The organism is Allobosea sp. 2KB_26, from assembly GCF_052115715.1.
GTDB lineage: Bacteria > Pseudomonadota > Alphaproteobacteria > Rhizobiales > Beijerinckiaceae > Allobosea.
Window position 1 is genome coordinate 1,533,299 of the sequence record NZ_JBFRHE010000001.1, and the last position, 21,565, is coordinate 1,554,863.

General features: G+C 64.7%; 22 protein-coding genes and 1 tRNA gene. 11 read left to right on the forward strand and 12 right to left on the reverse strand.

Features of this window, described 5'->3' with window-relative positions; genetic code table 11:
• The first annotated feature begins 41 nt into the window (after positions 1–41).
• A complete protein-coding gene (locus AB4099_RS07440; protein ID WP_441477547.1) occupies positions 42–1,346 on the forward strand; it encodes an aminotransferase class V-fold PLP-dependent enzyme in 1,305 nt (434 codons plus the stop codon).
• Between the two features lie 119 nt (positions 1,347–1,465).
• Here the strand turns inward: AB4099_RS07440 and AB4099_RS07445 are convergent, their stop codons facing one another.
• On the reverse strand, positions 1,466–3,088 hold the full coding sequence (locus AB4099_RS07445; protein ID WP_441477548.1) for a peptide chain release factor 3: 1,623 nt from the start codon (positions 3,086–3,088) through the stop codon (positions 1,466–1,468).
• Between the two features lie 171 nt (positions 3,089–3,259).
• Between AB4099_RS07445 and AB4099_RS07450 the strand changes: the two genes are divergently transcribed.
• The gene (locus AB4099_RS07450; protein WP_441477549.1) at positions 3,260–4,942 is read left to right on the forward strand and encodes a methyl-accepting chemotaxis protein; all 1,683 of its coding nucleotides are present in this window, start codon (positions 3,260–3,262) and stop codon (positions 4,940–4,942) included.
• A gap of 7 nt (positions 4,943–4,949) precedes the next feature.
• Here the strand turns inward: AB4099_RS07450 and AB4099_RS07455 are convergent, their stop codons facing one another.
• From AB4099_RS07455 to AB4099_RS07465, 3 genes are all read right to left on the reverse strand, one after another.
• Positions 4,950–5,711, reverse strand: a complete 762-nt coding sequence (locus tag AB4099_RS07455) for an ABC transporter permease (protein WP_113516216.1) — start codon at positions 5,709–5,711, stop codon at positions 4,950–4,952.
• 8 nt (positions 5,712–5,719) lie between these two features.
• The gene (locus AB4099_RS07460; RefSeq protein WP_113516215.1) at positions 5,720–6,643 is read right to left on the reverse strand and encodes an ABC transporter ATP-binding protein; all 924 of its coding nucleotides are present in this window, start codon (positions 6,641–6,643) and stop codon (positions 5,720–5,722) included.
• A gap of 322 nt (positions 6,644–6,965) precedes the next feature.
• Positions 6,966–7,592 carry a hypothetical protein gene (locus AB4099_RS07465; RefSeq protein WP_113516065.1) on the reverse strand — a complete coding sequence of 209 codons (627 nt, stop codon included), beginning with the start codon at positions 7,590–7,592 and terminating at the stop codon, positions 6,966–6,968.
• 168 nt (positions 7,593–7,760) lie between these two features.
• On the opposite strand from AB4099_RS07465, the gene AB4099_RS07470 reads away from it, so the two are divergent.
• From AB4099_RS07470 to AB4099_RS07500, 7 genes are all read left to right on the forward strand, one after another.
• Entirely contained in the window at positions 7,761–9,050 is a 1,290-nt protein-coding gene (locus AB4099_RS07470) for a DUF3422 family protein (protein WP_441477550.1), read from the forward strand.
• A gap of 112 nt (positions 9,051–9,162) precedes the next feature.
• Complete coding sequence (locus AB4099_RS07475; protein WP_441477551.1) at positions 9,163–9,780, forward strand: glutathione S-transferase family protein; 618 nt, start codon at positions 9,163–9,165, stop codon at positions 9,778–9,780.
• Positions 9,781–9,997: 217 nt separating this feature from the next.
• Positions 9,998–10,366 (forward strand): DMT family transporter, encoded by a 369-nt coding sequence (locus tag AB4099_RS07480; RefSeq protein WP_441477552.1) that lies wholly within the window; start codon positions 9,998–10,000, stop codon positions 10,364–10,366.
• A 3-nt stretch (positions 10,367–10,369) separates the two neighbouring features.
• On the forward strand, positions 10,370–10,504 hold the full coding sequence (locus AB4099_RS07485; RefSeq protein ID WP_441477553.1) for a hypothetical protein: 135 nt from the start codon (positions 10,370–10,372) through the stop codon (positions 10,502–10,504).
• Between the two features lie 34 nt (positions 10,505–10,538).
• Positions 10,539–11,531 carry an NAD-dependent epimerase/dehydratase family protein gene (locus AB4099_RS07490; protein ID WP_441477554.1) on the forward strand — a complete coding sequence of 331 codons (993 nt, stop codon included), beginning with the start codon at positions 10,539–10,541 and terminating at the stop codon, positions 11,529–11,531.
• Complete coding sequence (locus tag AB4099_RS07495) at positions 11,528–12,967, forward strand: aspartate aminotransferase family protein (RefSeq protein WP_441477555.1); 1,440 nt, start codon at positions 11,528–11,530, stop codon at positions 12,965–12,967. Before AB4099_RS07490 ends, AB4099_RS07495 begins: the two co-directional genes overlap by 4 nt.
• A 126-nt stretch (positions 12,968–13,093) precedes the next feature.
• Positions 13,094–13,474, forward strand: coding sequence for a VOC family protein (locus AB4099_RS07500; RefSeq protein WP_113516059.1), 381 nt, complete (start codon positions 13,094–13,096; stop codon positions 13,472–13,474).
• A gap of 7 nt (positions 13,475–13,481) precedes the next feature.
• On the opposite strand, the gene AB4099_RS07505 is transcribed toward AB4099_RS07500, so the two are convergent.
• The 5 genes from AB4099_RS07505 to AB4099_RS07525 form a co-directional block, all read right to left on the reverse strand.
• The gene (locus tag AB4099_RS07505; protein WP_441477556.1) at positions 13,482–14,795 is read right to left on the reverse strand and encodes an FAD-binding oxidoreductase; all 1,314 of its coding nucleotides are present in this window, start codon (positions 14,793–14,795) and stop codon (positions 13,482–13,484) included.
• The gene (locus AB4099_RS07510) at positions 14,792–15,682 is read right to left on the reverse strand and encodes a UbiA family prenyltransferase (protein ID WP_441477557.1); all 891 of its coding nucleotides are present in this window, start codon (positions 15,680–15,682) and stop codon (positions 14,792–14,794) included. Before AB4099_RS07510 ends, AB4099_RS07505 begins: the two co-directional genes overlap by 4 nt.
• A 223-nt stretch (positions 15,683–15,905) precedes the next feature.
• Complete coding sequence (locus AB4099_RS07515) at positions 15,906–16,265, reverse strand: RidA family protein (protein WP_113516057.1); 360 nt, start codon at positions 16,263–16,265, stop codon at positions 15,906–15,908.
• 116 nt (positions 16,266–16,381) lie between these two features.
• On the reverse strand, positions 16,382–16,771 hold the full coding sequence (locus tag AB4099_RS07520; RefSeq protein WP_441477558.1) for a RidA family protein: 390 nt from the start codon (positions 16,769–16,771) through the stop codon (positions 16,382–16,384).
• A 161-nt stretch (positions 16,772–16,932) separates the two neighbouring features.
• Positions 16,933–17,009, reverse strand: a tRNA-Arg gene (locus AB4099_RS07525).
• Between the two features lie 28 nt (positions 17,010–17,037).
• Between AB4099_RS07525 and AB4099_RS07530 the strand changes: the two genes are divergently transcribed.
• The gene (locus AB4099_RS07530; RefSeq protein WP_441477559.1) at positions 17,038–17,820 is read left to right on the forward strand and encodes a thermonuclease family protein; all 783 of its coding nucleotides are present in this window, start codon (positions 17,038–17,040) and stop codon (positions 17,818–17,820) included.
• A 4-nt stretch (positions 17,821–17,824) separates the two neighbouring features.
• Entirely contained in the window at positions 17,825–19,303 is a 1,479-nt protein-coding gene (locus tag AB4099_RS07535) for a M48 family metalloprotease (RefSeq protein ID WP_441477560.1), read from the forward strand.
• 402 nt (positions 19,304–19,705) lie between these two features.
• On the opposite strand, the gene AB4099_RS07540 is transcribed toward AB4099_RS07535, so the two are convergent.
• From AB4099_RS07540 to AB4099_RS07550, 3 genes are all read right to left on the reverse strand, one after another.
• Positions 19,706–20,308, reverse strand: coding sequence for a CarD family transcriptional regulator (locus AB4099_RS07540; protein ID WP_043233962.1), 603 nt, complete (start codon positions 20,306–20,308; stop codon positions 19,706–19,708).
• A 389-nt stretch (positions 20,309–20,697) separates the two neighbouring features.
• Positions 20,698–21,036 (reverse strand): ferredoxin FdxA, encoded by a 339-nt coding sequence (fdxA, locus tag AB4099_RS07545; protein WP_113516053.1) that lies wholly within the window; start codon positions 21,034–21,036, stop codon positions 20,698–20,700.
• Positions 21,037–21,213: 177 nt separating this feature from the next.
• On the reverse strand, positions 21,214–21,525 hold the full coding sequence (locus tag AB4099_RS07550) for an RNA-binding S4 domain-containing protein (protein WP_113516052.1): 312 nt from the start codon (positions 21,523–21,525) through the stop codon (positions 21,214–21,216).
• Between the last annotated feature and the right edge of the window lie 40 nt (positions 21,526–21,565).

Below are 21,565 nucleotides of genomic sequence, written 5' to 3' on the forward strand. Positions count from 1 at the left end.
GATCGTTAGCTCTGCGCGGCATCAGCGAGGAGATGACGCTCATGACCGGCCAAGCCTTTGCAACGAATCGCCGCACGCTTCTGCTCGGCCTTGGCGCCGCAGCGTTGATACCGCAGGCAATGCCTGCCGCCGCGCGCAGCCTGCCGGCTCTTCCGACCGCCAATCCCGGCACCGATACGAGCTACTGGAACACAGTTCGCGGCCTCTACAGCGTCACGCCCGACATGGTGAATCTTGAGAACGGCTATTGGGGCATCATGGCCGAGCCCGTGAAGGCCGAATACAAGCGCCTGACCGACTTCGTGAACTTCGAGAACACGGTCTATGCCCGCAGCAGGATCGGCGCCGATCTCGACAACGTTCGCACCCCACTCGCCGCATTCCTCGGCGTGGCGCGTGAGGAGATCGCGCTGACGCGCGGCGCAACCGAAGCGCTGCAGGCCCTGATCTCCGGCTACAACAGGCTCAAGCCCGGCGACACCGTGCTCTATGCCGATCTCGACTACGATTCGATGCAGTATGCGATGAACTGGCTGAAGGCCCGGCGCGGCGTCGATGTCGTCAGGTTCGACATCCCCGAGCCCGCCACGCGCCAGGCAGTGCTCGATGCCTATGATGCGGCGCTCAAGGCCAATCCCAGGACGAAGCTTCTCCTGCTGACCCATATCAGCCATCGCACCGGCCTGATGATGCCGGTCAAGGAACTGGCCGCGATGGCCAAGGCGCGCGGCGCCGATGTCATCCTCGATGCCGCCCATAGCTGGGGCCAGGTCGCCTTCCAGGCCCGGGATCTCGGCGTCGATTTCATCGGCTTCAACCTGCACAAATGGATCGGCGCGCCGCTCGGTGTCGGCCTGCTCTACGTTGCCAAGGATCGGCTCGGCGATATCGATCCCTATATGGCCGACGAGGATTTCAAGGCCGACGATGTCCGCTCCCGGATCCATACCGGCACGCCGAACTTCGCCGCGCAGCTCGCAGTCCCCGCCGCACTCGCCCTGCATCAGGAGATCGGCCCGGAGGCCAAGGAGGCGCGCTACCGCCACCTGCGCAATCACTGGGTCGCCAAGGTACGCGAACTCAAGGGCGTCGAGATCCAGACCCCGGACGATCCCGGCATGGTGGCCGGCATCACCTCGTTCGCCCTGACCGGCAAGCGTAGCCCTGCGGAGACCAATGCGATCGTTGCGGAGCTGCGCGACAAGCACAAGGTCATGACCGTTCGCCGCGGCGGCGTCGCCCAGGGCAACACGATCCGGATCTCGCCGGCCCCCTACATCATGGAGGCGGATCTCGATCGCTTCGTCGAGGCCCTGGCGATCGTCTCCGGCAATCGCGCGGGATAATCCCTCGGCCCGCGGGAGCGCGGAACGCGGCCGCGCCGCATCCTCAAGAGGCGACAACGGGGTGAGGCGCGTTGCCGATCCCCGTTCTCGCTTCTCCCTCCCCTCGGAGGAGGAGAGTTTCAGGCCTTCGCGACCTTCTGATAGTCCTTGACGTCGGAGAAGGTGATCTCCGGGACGCGCTCCGCATCGTATTTCAGTGTGAACTGGGACGAGGCCATGAAGACCGGGTCGCCATCGAGGTCGTCCGCCATCGAGGACGGCTTCAGCGCGACGAACTTTGCGAGCGCCGCCTGATCGTCCGAGGAGACCCAGCGCGCGATCGCGAACTGGCATGGCTCGAAATCGACGGGCAGCGAATACTCGACATCCATGCGCTCCTTCAGCACGTCGAGCTGCAATGCGCCAACCACGCCGACGATCGCCGGCGCGCCGTCATGCGGCAGGAAGAGCTGGACGACCCCCTCCTCCGCCATCTGCTGCAGGGCCTCGCGCAGCTTCTTCGCCTTCATCGCGTCCTTGAGCTTGACGCGGCGCAGGATTTCCGGCGCGAAGCTCGGCACGCCCTTGAAGACGATGTCCTCGCCCTCGGTGAGCGTATCGCCGATGCGCAAGGTGCCATGGTTCGGCAGGCCGACGATGTCGCCGGCAAAGGCCTCTTCGGCAATCGAGCGGTCGCGCGCGAAGAAGAACTGCGGCGCATTCAGCGGCATCGGCTTGCCCGTGCGAACCAGCTTCGCCTTCATGCCGCGCGAAAGCTTGCCCGAGCAGACCCGCATGAAGGCGATGCGGTCGCGATGGTTCGGATCCATGTTCGCCTGGATCTTGAAGACGAAGCCGGTCATTTTCGGCTCCTCCGCCTCGACCGCGCGTATGTCCGCGACCTGGGCGCGTGGGCTCGGCGCATGCCGGCCGAGCGCGTCGATCAGGTCGCGCACACCATAGTCACGCAGCGCCGCACCGAAATAGACCGGCGTCAGATGGCCCTCGCGGAAGGACTCCAGGTCGAACGGCTTCAGGCCCTCGCGCGCCAGGAAAACCTCCTCCCGCCAGGTCTCGGCAAGGCCGTTCGGCAGGAGCTCGTCGAAGAGCGGATCGTCCTCGCCCGCAACGGGCGTTCCCGCATCGCTCTCGTCGCCCTTCTGGTTGCGACGGAAGGTATTCGAGGCGAAATCGAGTGTCCCGACGAAGTCGCGCCCGCGCCCGACCGGCCAGGTCATCGGCGCGACGTCGAGCGCCAGCGTCGTCTCGATCTCGTTGATCAGGTCGAAGGGATCGCGCGTCTCGCGATCGACCTTGTTGATGAAGGTCACGATCGGGATATCGCGTAACCGGCAGACCTCGAACAGCTTCTTGGTCCGCGCCTCGATACCCTTGGCGGCGTCGATCACCATCACCGCGGAGTCGACCGCCGTCAGCGTGCGATAAGTGTCTTCCGAGAAGTCCTCGTGGCCCGGCGTGTCGAGCAGGTTGAAGACGTGCCCGCCATACTCGAAGGTCATCACCGAGGTGACGACCGAGATGCCGCGCTGCCGCTCGATCTTCATCCAGTCGGATGATGTCTGGCGGCGGCCCGCCTTGGCGCGCACTTCGCCGGCAAGCTGAATCGCGCCGCCGAAATAGAGCAGCTTCTCGGTCAGCGTCGTCTTGCCGGCGTCCGGGTGCGAGATGATGGCGAAGGTGCGCCGGCGCGCATGCGGCGCAACGGCGGTCGCCGGGGCATCAAGGGTGGAGATATCGGTCATGCCGGTGTCAAGACAGGAAGGGCGCCCGCTGTCAATCATCCGCAGCACGACTCCGATGCCAACCGCCCCCTGGTGGGCGCGCAGATCACCAGGGATTAACCATTCGCAGCCATCATCCGGCGCCGCGATCACATCTGCGCCAGCTGCGGCGGCGCTCCAACCCACGAGCGGATGGCGTCCCTGCGCAAGATTTCGAGCCAGATCTTCGGAGCCGTTCTGCTTCTTGCCGTCACTGCCGCTCTGGCCACCATCCTCGGCGTCCAGGCGCTCGGCCGCTACGCGGCGATGACGGACGAGATGCAACTCGCATCACGCCGCGTGCTCATCGCGGAACGTATCAACGGATTGGTCAACGCCGTCGTGATGGAAACGCGCGGGCTCTATATGAGCCGCGATTCCGCCGATGCCGAGCGTTTCGCCCAGCCACTCCTGGATGATCTGGCTCAGATCCATGAGGTCATGGACGATTGGCGCCCTCTCGTTCAGGCCGAGGACAGCGCAGCCTTTGCCGCCGTTTCCGATCAGATCGAACAATTCATCCGCTTCCGGCGCGAGACGGTCCGGCTCGCGCGCTCGGAAGGCCCGTTTGCAGCCGACAGGCATGGCAATAACGAGGTCAACCGGGCGAACCGCAAGGCCCTGAATGAAGCGCTGAAGCACATCGCGATCCTCAACGACGTCAACAGCCGCATCATTGATGCCCGTCTCGACGCGCTGCAGGACAGCAGCGCCCGGCGCCAAATGATCATCGGTGCCCTGATGATCGCGGCCGGGCTCGCCCTCGCACTCTGGATCGTGCACCGGCGCGTTTCACAGCCGCTCAGACGGCTGGCGGCAACGATGCGTCGGTTGGCGCAGTCGGAACCGGTCGCCGCGATTCCCCTGGCCGCACGCCCGGACGAGATCGGCGACATGGCCCGCTCGGTCGTCGTCTTTCGCGACAACGCCATGGCGCGCGCCGAGCTCGAAGGCGCTGCTCGGGTAACCGAGACGGCCCGGGCCGAGCGCCAGATCAGGATCGACGAGCTCATCGGCAGCTTCGATGCCAGGATCGACGCCGTGCTGAAGACGGTGAGAGCCGGCTCGAGCCAGATGGAGAGCACGGCCCGGACGTTGAACGATGCTGCAACGGCCGCAACCTCGCAGGCCGCGGACGCTCGCGCTGCCTGCCTCGATGCCGCCGACAGCGTTCGCAATGTTGCCGCGGCCTCGGAACAGCTCTCCGGCTCGATCGCCGAGATCACGGGGCGCGTCGCCAAGGCCAATGGTGTCGTTGGCAATGCTGCGCGCGATGCCATCAGCGCGAGCGCGAATGTCGCCAACCTGACCTATGCCGCCGAAGAGATTGGCAAGATCGTCTCGATGATCCGCGACATTGCCGCCCAGACCAATCTCCTCGCCCTCAACGCCTCGATCGAGGCGGCACGTGCCGGCGAGGCCGGACGCGGCTTCAGCATCGTCGCTGGCGAGGTGAAGACCCTGGCGAGCCGGACATCCCAGGCGACGGACGAGATCGCCGCCCAGATCGCGGCGTTCGAGACCGAGACACGCGGCGCGGTCGCCGCGATCGAAGCGATCGCGGCGGTGATGGCCGAAGTGGCCCAGCACACCGTGGCGATTGCGGGGGCGACAGAGCAGCAGATGCAGGCAACCGCGCAGATCGCCCGCAACGCGCAGGCGACGTCGGATGGCACCATCCGCGTCTCCCGCAAGATGGAAGGGGTCACCGCTGCATCCGAAGAGACCATGCTCTCGGCAAGTCAGGTTCTGAAGACGGCCGAAAGCCTGAGCCGTGAAGCGGAGACGCTGCGGGGTGCCGTCGAGACCTTCTTCTCTGACGTGAAGGCGGCCTGAGGCCGGCTCAGGTCTTCAGGCGATATCCGGTCCGGAAGATCCAGCCGACCGTCGCAATGCAAGCAGCGAGGAAGATCAGCGTCATTCCCAGGCTGACCACGATGCCGACCTCGGAGACGCCGAAGAAGCTCCAGCGGAAACCGCTGATCAGGTAGACGACCGGGTTGAACAGCGCCACCGTCCGCCAGATTCCCGGCAGCATGTCGATCGAGTAGAACGACCCGCCGAGGAAGGTCAGCGGCGTCACCACCAGCAGCGGGATCACCTGCAGCTTCTCGAAGCCGTCGGCCCAGATGCCGATGATGAAGCCGAACAGGCTGAAGGTCATCGCAGTCAGGAACAGGAAAAGCAGCATCCACAGCGGATGCTCGACCCTGAGCGGCACGAAGGCCGTCGCCGTGAGCAGGATGATCAGGCCGAGAAAGATGGATTTCGTGGCCGCCGCGCCGACATAGGCGATGACCGCCTCCCACCACGCCACGGGCGCCGAGAGCAATTCATAGATCGTACCGGTGAATTTCGGGAAATAGATCGCAAACGAGGCGTTGGCGATGCTCTGTGTCAGCAGCGAGAGCATGATCAGGCCGGGCACGATGAAGGAGCCATAGGCGACGCCGTCGATCGCCTGCATGCGTGAACCGATCGCGGCACCGAAGACGATGAAATAGAGCGAGGTCGAGATCACCGGTGAGACGATGCTCTGCAGCGGTGTGCGCCAGGTGCGCGCCATCTCGAAGCGATAGATCGCGCGCATCGCGTGGAGATTGATAGCCATGATCAGTGCCGCTCCCTCACCAGGCTCACGAAGATGTCTTCCAGCGAGCTCTGGCTGGTGCGCAGATCCCTGAAGCGGATACCTGCGGTCGCGAGATCCTGCAGGAGCGCGGTGATGCCCGTCCGCTCCGCCTTGGTGTCATAGGTGTAGACCAGTTCCTCGCCCTCGGCCGCGAGCGCCAGATCATAGGCCGCAAGGCCCTCCGGCACTGCGGCTAGCGGCTCCTGCAGGGAGAGCGAAAGCTGCTTCTTGCCGAGCTTGCGCATCAGCTCGGCCTTGTCCTCGACCAGGATGATCTCGCCCTTGCTGATCACGCCGATCCGGTCGGCCATTTCCTCGGCCTCCTCGATGTAATGCGTGGTCAGGATGATGGTGACGCCGTCATCCCTGAGGCGGCGCACGAGCTTCCACATGTCCTGGCGGAGCTCGACATCGACGCCCGCCGTCGGCTCGTCGAGAAACAGGATCTGCGGTTCATGCGCCAGCGCTTTGGCGATCAGCACCCGCCGCTTCATGCCACCGGAGAGCGTCATGATCCTGTTGTCCCGCTTGTCCCAGAGCGAGAGATCCTTGAGCACGCGCTCGACATGGGCCGGATTCCGCGGCAGGCCGAACAGCCCGCGGCTGAAGCTGACCGTCGCCCAGACGGTCTCGAAGGCATCGGTGGTCAACTCTTGCGGCACCAGCCCGATGCGGGCGCGCGCGGCCCGATACTCCTTGATGATGTCGTGCCCATCGGCGAGCACACTGCCCGATGTCGGGTTCACCAGTCCGCAGATGATGCTGATCAGCGTCGTCTTGCCGGCGCCGTTGGGGCCGAGCAATGCGAAGATCTCGCCGCGGCGGATTTCCAGATCGACCGATTTCAGCGCGCTGAAGCCGGACGCGTAAGTCTTGGACAGGTTGGAAACGCGGATGATGGACATGGCCACGATATAGGGGAAGCGAGGGACGGATGCGACCGCGCCGCCATGCGCCGCGAGCACGTCACCAGACCATATGACGACTGACTGATTTCGTCAGTAGTAAAATCAAAATGGCCGGGACAAGCCCGGCCATCCCCGCTCCTCGCTGGCAAATCGTCTCAGCGCATGAAGAACCAGAGCAGGATGATGACGGGAATCGGCACGCCAAGCAGCCAAAGTGCAATCGAACGCATTGGAACAGCCCCTGAAAAATGATCGTGCTGGTGCAACGTCTTTGGGCTGCCGAAGGTTCCGCGCCCCATCCTCCCGCCTCGGCCCACCCTCACGAAAACAGCGTCGCGCTTCCATGCCAGAGCGGTCGATAGCCATTCGCGAGGGCCGCGATCGTCGCAGGCGGCGTCAGCACCAGGACGGCCCCCGATATCCGCCGCCGTCGCTCGATATATCCGTCGGGAGACCAGAGCAGCGCGGCCTCACCGCGCAAGGCCAGCCACTCGCCGGGACCAGCCTCGATCATGGTGCCATCAGGCAATCCAGCGGCCTGGAGTTGGTGCTTCTGCTTGGCTCGCCCGATCCGGCGCTCGCCGTCGAGAATCCGGTCGATCTCGGGGAAAAGCGGCACGGACATGAGACCGAGGCCTCGGACCAGCGCCGCGCGATAGCCCAGCGCATCCGCCCGCCGGCACTCCATGCAGGGCCGGTGCCCGGCCGCAAGCGCCGTCACCTCGTCGCAAAAGAACAGCTCGGTGTAACCCTTGCCCCAGACCTGTCGCCGTCGCCCCTTGAAGGACAGCACGCAGCAGATCCACTGCCGTGTCGCATACGACCGGATCGGTATGGCCTGCGTCTGCGGATCGTGAAACCGGCCACCACGATTGCCGAACAGCAGGCCACGCGCAGGGTCGCGGGCGAGCGAGCCGTCGGGCCTGACACGGTTGGGCAGGGGCATGGGGGCTCCGGATGGGTTCTCTCGTCAGAGCTTGGCACGACATGCTGCCGGATCCTGTCGGCAGCCTTCTCCCCTCCCTGCTTGCGGCACCATGCCCATCTGGCCGGGCACGGAACTTTACGGCAGTCTTGCCCCTCTCGGGAGCGGTCGAATGGGCGTCGGGGCGACATGATCCAGCACCAGAACGGCGGCCTCGTGCCGCACCCGGACCGCGCGGTCATTCTCGCCGAGGTCCACGCCCGCCCCTTCGCGCCGATCGAAACTCCGCGCCGCCTGCTGCATTTCGCCTTCCTGACCAATGCCGCCCAGGCAGCGGCCGACCGCGACGCCTTGGCGCGTTTTTGCTCCGAGCGCGGTGTGACGCCCCCGGCGGAAGGAGCCAAGCATCATCGCGCGCGCGTCGCGGATACTGGCTTGCGCTGGGAGCAGCATAGCGAGTTCACGACCTATAGCTGGGAGTTGTCCGCGCCCGAACGCTCCGCCTTCGTTCCCGCCGCAATCGATCTGCAGCATCCCATGCAGGGGTTGCCACAGCCCGGCCCGCACCTCGTCTCGATCGACCTCCATCTCCTGCCCGCGATCGGGACCGGGGAACTCGATGCAATCTTCGATCCCGCGAGCCTCGCCGCGTCCCTGGTCGATCATTCCGGCGCGATTGCGGCAACCGATTTCCGGGTCGGTGCCGGCGGTTTCGTCCGCATTCTCCTCCTCGACCGCGAACTGACACCGTCCCGTTCGGGAGCCTTGACCCAGAGGCTTCTGGAGATCGAAACCTATCGAACCTTGGCGCTGCTCGGCCTGCCGGAGGCGCAGCGCATCGCGCCATCGGTGCGCGCCACGGAAGAAACGCTGGTCCGTATCGCCTCGACGATGACCGCAACGGAGGGCCTTGTCTCCGACAATGCGCTGCTCGACGAGATGACCGCGCTTGCCGCGCGTCTCGAATCCGAGGCGGCGGCCACGAACTATCGCTTCGGTGCGAGCCGCGCCTATGACAACATCGTCCAGCAGCGCCTGATCGCGATCGGCGAAACGCCGCATGCCGGCTGGCCAACGCTCGCAGCCTTCCTGTCGCGGCGGATGGCGCCGGCGATGCGCACCTGCCAGATGCTGCAGGAGCGCCAGAGCGACCTGTCACGCAAGCTGGCGCGCGCCGCCAACCTGCTGCGCACCCGCGTCGATGTCGCGCTCGAGCAGCAGAACCGCGACCTGTTGGCGGCCATGAACGAGCGCACCCGCCTCCAGCTCCGGCTGCAGCAGACGGTCGAGGGCCTCTCCGTCGCGGCGATCGGCTATTATGTCGTCAGCCTCTTCGGCTATCTCGCCAAGGGCGCGAAGGACGCCGGATTCCTGCCCATCGACGTCGGCATGGCGACAGCGCTTTTCGTGCCCATTGCCCTCATCGGCGTCTGGTCGGCGGTCCGCCGCATCCGGCGCGGGCATAGCGAAGAGAGCTGACCGCGAGCCGCGCGACTCCTGACACCTACTGACATCGAGTGCCGTCAAAACTCCCGCCATCGCCCTGACGACGCACCGTATCGGGAGCGCCGTCCTCATGATGGAGAGAGCCATGTTGACCGTCTACCATGCTCCGCAATCGCGTTCCTTCGGTGTGCTCTGGCTGCTGGAGGAACTCGGGCAGCCCTACCGGATGGAGATGATCGACATTCGCGGCAAGAGCGGCGCGCCCGAAGACTACCGGGCCATCCAGCCTCACAAGAAGGTCCCCGCCATCGTCCACGACGGCATCACCGTCACCGAGCGTGCCGCGATTTGCATCTACCTCGCCGACGCTTTCCCGCAGGCTGGTCTCGCGCCTGCGCTGAGTGACCCTGCGCGCGCCGCCTATCTGACGTCGCTGGTCTACACCGACGCCGTACTCGATCCGATCATCGCGACCAGGGCGACCAACATCGAATACGTCCCGCAGCATTTCTCTTTCGGCTCGCACGAGGACGCCGTCGCCTATCTGGAGAAGCGCCTCGGCAATCATGACTTCGCGGCCGGCGACCGCTTCACCGCCGCCGACACCCAGCTCGGCAGCGGCCTTCATTTCGGCATGAACATCATCGGCGCGCTGCCGCGCCTGCCTGTCTTCGAGACCTATCTCGCTCGCGTATTCTCGCGGCGGGCGTTGCAGCGCACCCTCGAGAAGGATGGTGTCCTTGAAGAAGGGCAGGTCGCCTGAGCACAGGTCTCGGGGACCGGTCGATCTTGCATGCCGCGGCTGCCGCCATGCCCGCCAGAACCGGCGGGGAACAGGGCATGCGAGATCCGCGAGACTTGTCCGCAAGGCCTCAGCATCTTCTTAAGGTTACGGTGAGGTAAGGTCGCTGACGTAAGGCATTTGAAGTATTTTCAGCCGCATTCAGGGCCCGTCAAGAACGCGGACAAATGCTGCCCCGATGAATTCCTACATACCCCTGATTCTGTTTACCGTGCTGACCAATGCAGCCGCACAACTGATGCTGAAACGGGGCATGACCGGCATCGGTAACCTCGATATCGCGAATGACGGACTGATTTTGACCATATTTCGGGTCGTCTTCAACCCCTTCGTCTTCGCCGGCCTCTGCACCTTCGTGGTCAGCATGGCCTCGCATCTGATCGTATTGTCCAAGGTACAGATCAGTTACGCCTACCCGTTCCTGAGCCTCGCTTATGTCGTGGTCGCGGTCTACGCCTACTTCGTCTTCCAGGAAGACCTGAGCCCTGCCCGCATCGCCGGCATTGGCTTCATCGTCCTTGGCACCATCTTCATCGCACAGAGCTGAGTCATGATGGACCTGATCGCACGTTTCGTTCTCCGCCTCGGCACCCTGTTCGAACCGCCCGAGAACAGGCCCGCCTTGCGCCCGGTGCCCGTGCCGGTCCGTGACCGGCGCCCTCGCCTTCCCGACACGTCGCGCTGACGCAGCTCACCATCGAACCGGCGGCAAACAGAGCATGAAACACATCATCATCGGCGGAGACGGCTTCGTCGGCTCGCATCTCGCAGCGGATCTCGCCGCCATGGGCGCGGAGGTGCTGGTCGCGGATATCCAGAAGAGCGGTCACGCTCACTATGCGACGGTCCCCTTCCAGACGATCGACGTAACCAGAGCCGAGAGCGTGGAGAGCATCCCGCTCGGCCAGGATGATCTCGTCTACAATCTCTCGGCCAAGATGCTCTCGCCGATCGTGACCCGCAGGGAACGCCATGATTTCTTCTGGCCGGTGAACTATCACGGCACCGCCAACATCCTGAACTGGATGGAGAAGCGCGGCGCCAACAAGCTCGTCCACTTCACCACGGACATGATCTACGGCCACTCCATCACCGTGCCGCAGGACGAGACCCATCCGGCAAAGCCCCTCGGCGAATATGGCGAGAGCAAGCTCGCCACCGAGACCCTGGCGCAGACCTATCGCGACAAGGGTTTTCGGATCCCGATCTTCCGGCCACGCCTGATCATCGGCCCGGGCCGCCTCGGCATCCTCGTCAAGCTCTTCCGTCTGATCGACATGAACCTGCCGGTGCCGATGATCGGCGGCGGCGGCAACCCCTACCAGTTCATCTCGGTGTTCGACTGCGCCAGCGCCTGCACCGCAGCCTGGAAGGCCGACTTCCCCAACAGCGCCTATAATCTCGGCTCGGATGATCCGCCGCCGGTGAAGACGCTGCTGGGCGACCTGATCAGGCATGCCGGCTCGAAATCGATCCTGCTGCCGACCCCTGCACCCTTGGTCAAGTTCGCCTTGAACACGCTTGACGCGATCAACCTGCCGATCATGGACCCGGAGCAGTACATGATCGCCGACGAAATCTGCATTCTCGATACCAGCAAGGCCAAGCGCGAGCTCGGCTGGGCCCCGAAATACCGCGACGAGGATATGCTGCTCGCCGCCTATACCGAATATCGCAAGAGCAAGGGCGAGCAGAGGAGCAAGGCCGCATGAGCATGCCCGCTTTCAGGAACGACGATTCCCCCGCCCGCCCGAAGCTGATCAGCGTCGAGGAGGCCAAGCAGCTCGACGCCGCACAGGTGAAGGAGCTCTTTGCCAACCATATCAATCCCGGGCAGCTGCACTTCCTCAAGCTGCTCGGCTTCGACAAGATCATCGTCGATCGTGCCGAGGGCATGCATTACATCACCCGGGACGGACGCAGGATCCTCGATTTCTTCGGCGGGTTCTGCTCGGTCGCCTTCGGCCATAACCACCCGCGCATCATCGCCGCCCGGCAGAAGTTCCAGGACGAGAACCGCCACGAGATCTGCATGGCGTTCATGTCGCAATATGCGGCCGCCCTGGCCAGGAATCTCGCCACGATCTCGCCCGGCGATCTCGACATGGTCTTTCTCGGCTCGACCGGCTCGGAGGCCATGGAAGCTGCGCTGAAGGTCGCGGAGCAGGTTCAGGGCCCCGGCAAGTCGAAGATCCTGCATGCCGCGAACTCATTTCACGGCAAGACCAAGGGCGTGCTCTCGGTCACGGATTCGACGCTCTACCAGTCCCAGTTCAAGCTGATCGAGAACCGGGTCAAGGTACCGTTCGGCAATATCGAGGCCGTACGCCTGGCGCTCGAATCCGACCCGGCGATCGGCATCGTCGTGATGGAGACGATCCAGGGTGGCGGCGGCATCGTCGAGGCGCCCGAAGGCTTCTGGCGCGACCTGCGCGCGCTCTGCGACAAGCACGGCGTGCTCTGGATTGCCGACGAGGTCCAGTGCGGGCTCGGTCGCACCGGCCAGTTCTTCGCCTTCGAGCGTGACGGCGTCGTGCCCGACGTCACCGCACTCGCCAAGGCTCTCGGCGGCTCGAAGGCCGCGATGGGCGCCATGATCGCCCGGCGCGAGCTCTACATGAAGGCCTATGGCAAACCGAAAACCGCGTTGATCCATGCCCAGGCCACCTTCGGCGGCATGGGCGAGGCCTGCGTCAGCGCGATCGAGGCCCTCAACGTGCTCTATGAGGAAGACCTCATGGGCAACGCCAAGCGCCAGGGCGACTACCTGATCGAGCGGCTGAACATCCTTCGCGCCAAGCACCCAACCCTACTCAAGGAAATCCGCGGCCGCGGCCTGATGATCGGCGTCGAGTTCCAGGACATCAGCGAGGCCATGCCTTTCGGCGTCAAGCACATGGTCGCGCTGCTCGACGACAAGCTGAAGGGTTCGCTCTGCGGCTTTGTCGGCGCGCTGCTCTTGAAGGATTACGACGTGCTCGTCGCCTTCACCGAATACAACCGCAACGTCATCCGCCTCGAACCGCCGCTGATCGTGACACGCGAACAATGCGACCAGTTCATCGAGGCACTCGACGACCTGCTCTCGCGCGGCATCACGCGGATCGTCACCGATTATCTGCGCAAGGTAGCGACTGCGAAGAACTGAGCGCCCTGCCCAGGCAGCTCCCCAGGGCCGGCATGCGCCGGCCCTTTTGCGTCGGAGTGCCTGCTGACATAAATCCGTCGCCGCATGTGCAGAACTCTCCCTCCCGCAGCGTCAGTCCGGTGAGCCATGTTGAGCCATCTCTCCTTCGGTGTGTCCGATCTCGCACGGGCGATCGCCTTCTATGATGCTGCGCTGGCGCCGCTCGGGCTCGTGCGGGTCTGGACGGTTTCCGATGGAGCGGGCTACGGGCCACCGAACGGCGGCGACCTCCTGGCGCTGAAGCTGCAGGCCGGCCCGGTCACCCCGCCCGGGCCAGGTTTCCACCTCGCCTTCGCGGCCGGCTCGCGTCAGGCTGCCGACGACTTCCATCGGGCCGCGCTTGCCGCGGGCGGTAGGGACAATGGCGCTCCGGGGTTGCGACCGCGCTACGCACCTGACTATTACGCGGCTTTCGTCATCGATCCGGAAGGCTATCGGCTCGAAGCGGTCACCCGGGCAATGGTCTGAATTGCCTTCAGCCCGCGGTCACGCGGCGCCAGAAGCCGGATGAGAAGCCCGGATCGACATGCCGGGCAAAATCCCGCCACTGTGGGAAGGATGCCTCGAAGGTTGCCGGCGACATGCGAGCATCCTTGTAAGGGTTCACCCGCCCGCCGGCCGCGATTGCCACGCGATCGAGCTCATCCAGCAGCTTGAGCGTCCGCTCGCCGCGATGTGGGAAATCGAGCGTCAGCGTCGCGCCTGCAACCGGAAAGGACATGATGCCCGGCGAGGGCACGTCTCCAAACAGCTTCAACACCGTCAGAAAGGATGCCTCGCCAGCCGCGAGTGTCCGCCTCAGCATCTCCTCGACCGCTCTGTGTGCGTGAGCCATCGGCACCGCGCATTGGAACTGGCGCAGGCCCCGCGGGCCATAGGCGCGGTTCCAGTTGTTCACGCGGTCGAGCGGGTAGAAGAACGGCCGATAGGGAATGCGCCGCGGCTCCGGCGAGCGCGGCTGCGCGGCCCGGTAGAGCATGTTGAAGGCGCGCAGCGTCAGGCGGTTGATCAGGGGAAAGGGAGGATTGATCGGGAATGGCAGCGGGCGCGCAGTGCGCGGCTGCGGCAGCTCCGACGCCGGTGCGTGATTGGCCCGGAAAAAGACGCCGCGCCCGAAACCGGTCCCACCGGCAAGCGAGTCGATCCAGGCCACGGTGTAGTCATGCGTTGCATCGGATTCCACCGCGACCTCGAAGAAGCGGCCGAGGCTCGGAAAGTGGATTGCCTCCTGGCGCATTTCAGCGGATGGGATCGGCATCAGCTGCAATGTCACCTGGGTGATCAACCCGGTCAGCCCATAGCCGCCGATCGTGGCCGCGAAGAGCTCCCTGTTCATGTCGGGCGCGCAGGTGAGCCGGACTCCATCCGAACGTGCCAGCTCGAAGGCACGCACGTGCCGCCCGAACGTGCCGGCGCGATGGTGGTTCTTGCCGTGCACGTCGTTGGCGAGCGCCCCCCCGACGGTCACAAAGGCGGTGCCCGGCGTGACCGGCAGAAACCAGCCCAGCGGAACCACATGCTCCAGGATGGTGTCGAGCAACACGCCGGCTTCGCAGGTGATCAGCCCGCTTTCGCGATCGAAGGCCAAGATCTGATCGAGGCGGCGCGCCGCGATCAGCCCACCGCCATCATTCAGGCAGGAATCGCCGTAGGAACGGCCATTGCCGTAAGCGAGCACCGTGGATGGGTAGCGCCCGGGCTCGGCGCTCCAGACATCCGGCATGATGATCTGCGTATTCCGGGCGATCAGGCCGCCCCAGGACCGGTATTCGGGTGCTCGTCCGGTCACGGCAGGACCGTCGCTGCGACCATGATCAGCAGCACCAACCCACCCGTTACCTGACTGCGCCAGTCGCGGATCATGAAGACCAGCGGATCATCCGGCATCTGGCCCCGGCGGGCGAGAAACCAGATCCGCGCCATTTGATAGAGAATGACCGGGCAAACCAGCCAGATGATCTCGGGGTGGCGATAAAGCTGCTTCACCGCCGCGCTGTCGACATAGAGTGCCATGATCAGCGCACAGGTGCAGCCCGAGGCCATGCCGAGCTGCGACAGCGCCTCGATATCCTCGGCCTGATAGCCGCGGCCAGCCTTCTTCAGTCCGGACTGATCCTGCGTGATCCGCAGCTCCGCATAGCGCTTCACCAGCGCGAGGCTGAAGAACAGGAACATCGAGAAGGCGAGCAGCCAGGACGAAACGGGAATCGCCGCCGCGGCGTTGCCGGCCAGGATGCGCAGGGTATGCAATGCTGCAAGCCCAAGCACATCGACCAGCAGTTTGCGCTTGAGAACGAACAGATAGAGCAGCGCCAGCACCAGATAGGCGGTCAGCGCCAGGAGGAACATGCGCGGCTCAGGCACGAACACCGACGAGGCGAAGGCCGCGATCATCAGCAGTGGTACCGCAGCATAGGCCTGCCTCGCGGTGATCTCGCCGGCAGCCAAAGGACGCTTGCACTTGGTCGGATGGCGGCGGTCGGCCTCGACATCGACGATATCGTTGAGGAGATAGATCGCCGAGGCGAGCAGGCTGAACGCGATGAAGGCAACCGCCCCGTGACCGAGCGCCGCGAGATCGAACACATCATGGTTCAGCAGGATGGGGACGAAGACGAGCCCGTTCTTGAGCCAATGATGCGGTCGCATCGCTCGGATCATCGCGCGAACAGACATGTCAAAGCCCTTGTCCACCTTTCAGGGCCCCCGGTCGATCGAACGATGATCGTCATGGCTTCCCGTGCGAGGCGAACAGGAATGGCCTCGGCGCGTCCTGCTATGGCGGTCAAATCCCTAAACCGCGGTGGAAATCGGGTCCGCCGCGCCGAGATTCAACCGCCATGCTTAATGACTGGCTGACGATAGGTCAGATATCCAACACGGCGCACGCCCCCCGAATTCAGAGGACCTTCTTCGCGGCCACAGCGGTGATCTCGATCGCATATCCCGGCGAAGCGAGCTTCGCCTCCACCGTTGCGCGCGCCGGCGCGCTGCCCCGGGCGACCCATTTGTCCCAGACGGCGTTCATCTCGGCGATCCCAGCAATATCGGTCAGGAAGATCTGAACGCTCAGAATCCGGTCCTTCGCGCTGCCCGCGGCTTCGAGCGTCTCCTCGAGCAGGGCCAACACCTCTTCGGTCTGCCGTGTCAGTGTCTCCCCTTCGGTCTTCTCCGCGACATGGCCGGCGAGAAAGACAATGCCGTTGAAAATGGCGGCATCGCACCACCGTTCCGTCAGGCCTACACGTTCGATCGACATGGCTCGGTATCTCTCTGGTTGCTTGAATCGTGACGGTACTTCGCGTTCGGGAGACCCGGCCCGGTCTCGGGATACACCCCGAGACAGACGTGCCAGCCACTGCGCGATCTCGAGGGCTACCTCATCTCACCGAGATACGCGGTCGCGTCGATCTCGACGAGACAGTCGGGCGAGCCGAGGCCATTGACGATGCAGGACACGCGATGCGGCGAATCCTCGGCGAAATTGGCGAAATAAACCTCGTTCATCGGCTCCCAATAGGCACGGTCGGTGACATAGACGGTGCACTTCACGATATCCGTCAGGCTGCCGCCTGCCTCCTCGAGGAGAGCACGGATGTTGTCGATGCATTGCTGCGTCTGACGCCGTGCGTCGCCGACAGCATATTTGCCCTCCCTGTCCATCCCGACGCAGCAGACGAACATGAAGTCCCCGGCGACCGTCGCCTGGGCGAAGGGAAGCCTTCCCTTGAAGACACGGTCGGAAGAGATCGTACGCTTGGGCATCGTGAACCTATGGAGTGGGAGTTGCGCGGCAGCGAGCCGCGATCAGGCGCCGTCGCGAGGCCTGCACAAGCCAGCAACGGCGCCGGAGCCGAGCCTAACCTGTGGTCAGAAGCCGAGCCAGGCGGATCACCCAGTCCAGTCTCAGATTGCTGTGGGAGAACTGGCGTCCCGGAAGGGATTCGAACCCCTGACCTACGGTTTAGGAAACCGTTGCTCTATCCTGCTGAGCTACCGGGACGCACGTGAATGCGTTTAGCATAAAGCGCATGCGGGTGAAGCCTCTTGTTGCGATCATGCTGAGTCTCGTTGCAGCGGCGGGCAATGCCCTGGCGAACGATCCTTGTCCCGGCTTGTCTCCTGAAACGCCGGCAGTTCGATTGACTGGAGCCGATGCCCGGGGCGATCTGCTGCTCGGCGATGGCCGGCGCATTCGCCTTGTCGGACTGGCTCCCAGGCAGGACGAAACGGAGACCGCACGGTTCGCGTCAGCCTTGGCGGCATGGCAAGGCCGTGATCTCAAGCTCGTCATCCTGGCCGAGCCCGATCGCTGGGGCCGCATCCCGGCGCGCCTGCTGGCCGATCCGGATGCACAGGGGGCCGCACCGCTCGATCTGTCAGCGGCCCTCATCCGAAGCGGCGCGGCCTGGCATTTGCCCGATTCCTTCAGCAGCCCCTGTGATGCGCTCTTGCGGGCAGCTGCCTCGAATACCGCCCCATCCTCGCGACAAACTCGCCATAAACCGGCCAATCTCGTCGATGGTCACGATATTGCCGCGTTGAAGGTGCACGCCGGCCGGGTCATCGTGCTGGAGGGGCGGATCGCATCGATCGGCGAGCGACCGCAGCGTTCCTATCTGAATTTTTCGCGCCGGCGGGGAGCCGGTGCGTCGGTCGTCGTGTCGAGGAGGCTCTGGCGGGAGATGCGGGAGGTCGGCTGGACCGCCAGGACACTGACGGGTAAACGCGTGTGGGCGCGCGGCGTACTGAGCGGGCCGGATGGATTGTCGCTCGAACTCCCCTCCCGCGCAGCCCTGGAACTGATCGATTAGAACCATGCTGGCCTTTCGCCGACAGACTGTGTCACGCCCCATGGCGCGACTGGGCGCCCTGCTCCTGCCCGCCCTGCTGCTTTCCGGCTGCTTCGGCGACCAGAGCGTCCTGCCCCCGCAACCGGCCGATGGCGAGCTTGCCCCGCGGCTGAGCACCTTCCAGCGCGCGTCGGACCGCGAGCATTTGCGACTGCTGGCCGCCTTCGGCGGCGAGTATCGCGCGCCGAACGCTCGGGCCCAGCTCAACGAAGTCGTCGCCCGGCTCGTCAAGGCTGGCGAAGGGCAGATCGGCAGCTACGAGATCACCATCCTGAACTCGCCGGCGGTAAACGCCTTTGCCCTGCCGAACGGCCGGCTCTACGTCACGCGCGGGCTGCTGGCGCTCGCCAACGATACCAGCGAGATCGCTTCGGTGCTCGCTCACGAGATCGCCCACGTCACCGCCCATCACGCGATCGAACGGGCGGAGGCCGAAGCCGAATCCGCGCTTGTCACGCAAGTCGTCACGCAGGTGCTCAACGATCCGGCTGCTGGCGCCTCCGTTCAGGCGGGCTCCAAGATCTCTCTCGCCCGCTTCTCGCGACAGCAGGAACTGATTGCCGACCAGATCAGCGTCCGCAACATCGCGCGCGCCGGCTACGATCCCTATGGAGCGGGCCGCTTCCTGGGCGCGCTCGGCCGCAATACCAGCTTCCGCAACAGTGGCCAGGGCCAGAGCGGCAGCGAGAAGCGGCTCGATATTCTCTCCAGCCATCCCTCGACCCCGGAGCGCGTCGCCGCCGTCACGGCGTCCGCCCGCCAGATCGGTGCACCGGGGCTTGGCGAGCGCGACGCGGCCCGCTGGCTCGCCGCGATCGACGGCATCGCCTATGGCGACGACCCGAGCGATGGCGTGGTGCGAGGCCGGCGCTATCTCAACAGCACGTTGCGCATCACCTTCGCTGCCCCCGACGGGTTCGACCTTGAGGCGGCCCGCGACATGGTCATTGGTGTCAGCGGCAACGGCGCCCAGGCGCTGCGTTTTGATTCGGTCACGCTCAAGCCAGGCCAGACGCTCGAATCCTATGTCGCCTCCGGCTGGATCGACGGGGTCGAGACCGGTCCCGTTGAGAAGCTCGACCTTGACGGCCAGGCCGCCGTCCTGGCCAGCGGCAAGGGGACCGACTGGACCTTCAGGCTCGCCGCCATCCAGGCAGGCAATCGCGTCTATCGCTTCATCCTGGCGGCCCGCGGCAGCAGCGATCCGGAGCGCCCGATGCGCGCCGTGCTCAGCAGCTTCCGGGTCCTGACTGCAGCGGAAGCACAGGCCACGAAGCCTCTGCAGTTGCGGATCGTCAGCGCCTCCGAAGGCGACACGCCTGCAACGCTGGCCGCCCGCATGGGGACACATGAGCGCGCGTTCGACCTCTTCCTGCTGCTGAACGGGCTCGATCGCAACAGCAAGCTGACGCCCGGCCAGCGCTACAAGATCGTCGCCGAATAGGGACTGCCCGCGCGGGCAGTCCTAGCTTTCCTTGCTGCAGCATCGGGCGCCACCGACGGAACCGGCGTGATCGGCCTCTGCAGGCGCCCCCTGCACCGGCAACAACCTTGCCGGCGCCGCTTCCGAACTGACTGGCTGCAAGGTACTCCATGGGCGCTCGCCCGATCTGGCCCAGGTCCCGTGGGGTCACGCAGATCAAGGCCCGCCTGCTGATCCACCGGACCGCGCGCGATGGGCGGCCGGTCGAGCAGCTGCCGGATCACGAGAAGACGCCCAGGGCCGCCAAGCCAGCCTGGGAGCGCTTAGTCGCCCTTCTCCCGCGCAAAAACCGGAGCCGTCTGGCCAAGAAAAAACCCGGCGGTTGCCCGCCGGGTTGATTGGCATCATGCCGGAGGAATCGCCTCAGGCGGCTTCTTCCTGCAGATCGTCATTATCGCTTTCGAGATCGGCATCAGCCGGGTCGACCTCGGTGCCCTTGGCCGCACGACGCGGCGACTTGGCGAGCTGGCCTTCGATCTTCTTCAGCGCTTCGGTCTCGGTCACGTCGTCGACGACCGCGATCTCACGGGTCATGCGGTCAACCGCAGCCTCGTAGAGCTGACGCTCGGAATAGGACTGCTCGGGCTGCGCCTCGGAACGGTAGAGATCGCGGACGACCTCGGCGATGGCGACGAGATCGCCTGAATTGATCTTCGCTTCATATTCCTGGGCGCGGCGCGACCACATGGTGCGCTTGATCCGGGCGCGGCCGGTCAACGTCGTCAGCGCCTTGCTGACGATATCGGTATCGGCAAGCTTGCGCAGGCCGACGCTTATTGCCTTGGCGGTGGGAACGCGCAGCGTCATCTTGTCCTTGGCAAAGCTGACGACGAAGAGTTCAAGCTTGAAGCCGGCAACCTCCTGCTCTTCGATCGCCGTGATCTGGCCGACGCCATGGGACGGGTAGACGACGAACTCGCCCGTCTTGAAACCCTGGCGCACAACAGCTTTCTTCGCAGTGGACATGCCGTTACGACTCCTGACGGGACCGCTTGAGACGGCCCACGATGACACGTCCCCGGCCGGAATGACCGGAGACACTCTGCCTGATGCGTTGTAATCCCGACCGAGCGGTCACGGACCCGCAGCCTCACGCTCCCTCAGCCGATTGCTACTTGACCACCGAACACGGAAATCTCCACGCTCCGGCCTTCTGCCGGAAGCCTTGGTCATCCCGTATCTATGGGGGTGCCCCGTTTATGAATCCTCGCAGGGGCAGGCGGAACCAATTCGACTGCACGAAAAGGTGTATCACAAAAAACACGCCGAATCAAAGGTAAACGCCGATTAACACCGGAACTGCTTGTCGCAGCGCCGGTGTGCCCATGCTTCGGCCGCTCCCCCGTGGGTGAGATTCAGTCGCCTTCGCCGGGGTTCGGCGAGAAATGCTCTTCGAGCTTTCCGGGCACGCCGTCGAATTCCTTGGCGTCGGCCGGTGGGTCCTTCTTCTGGGTGAGGTTCGGCCAGCTCGACGCATATTTCGAGTTGAGCTGCAGCCAGCTCTCAAGGCCGGGTTCGGTATCGGGCTTGATCGCCTCGGCCGGGCATTCCGGCTCGCAGACACCACAATCGATGCACTCGTCGGGATGGATGACGAGCATGTTCTCGCCTTCATAGAAGCAGTCGACAGGACAGACCTCGACGCAGTCCATGTACTTGCACTTGATGCAGTTTTCGGTGACCACATAGGTCATGTCGCCAGTCCTTCCCGGTCCATCCTGCCGGATCATAAAGACCCGGAAGGCGGGTGTTTCAAGGTCGATATCGGGGCCGCGGCAGAAAGAAAAATCTCTTCCAGCCAGCTCCGAGAGGAAACTCCTCCTGAAGCGCCCAAGCCTGCCCTGGCAGGCCTATCGAACCGCTCCCGCGCTCTATCCGCTCGGATCGTCCTCCGCAAGCGGCGCGTCGCCGCGCATGCTCTCGCCCAGGCGCTCGTAGAGCCGTTGCGCTTCCTCATAGGGACCGCGCCTGCTGCCCAGAGCAAGCAGGCGCACCACCATGGTCTCATGCACCAACGCCAGCGTCAGCACGTCACCGAGCTTGAGGCCAAGCGCTGCATTCACGGCGCGCCGACCATTCACGCGGACATGGCCGTCATCCACCAGGCGCACGGCGACCGAGCGCGTCTTGGCGAAACGCGCGAACCAGAGCCACTTGTCGAGACGCTGGCGATCTTCCCGCAAGGACAGCCTTTCCGCTCAGCCCCAGGTCAGTTTCAGCCCA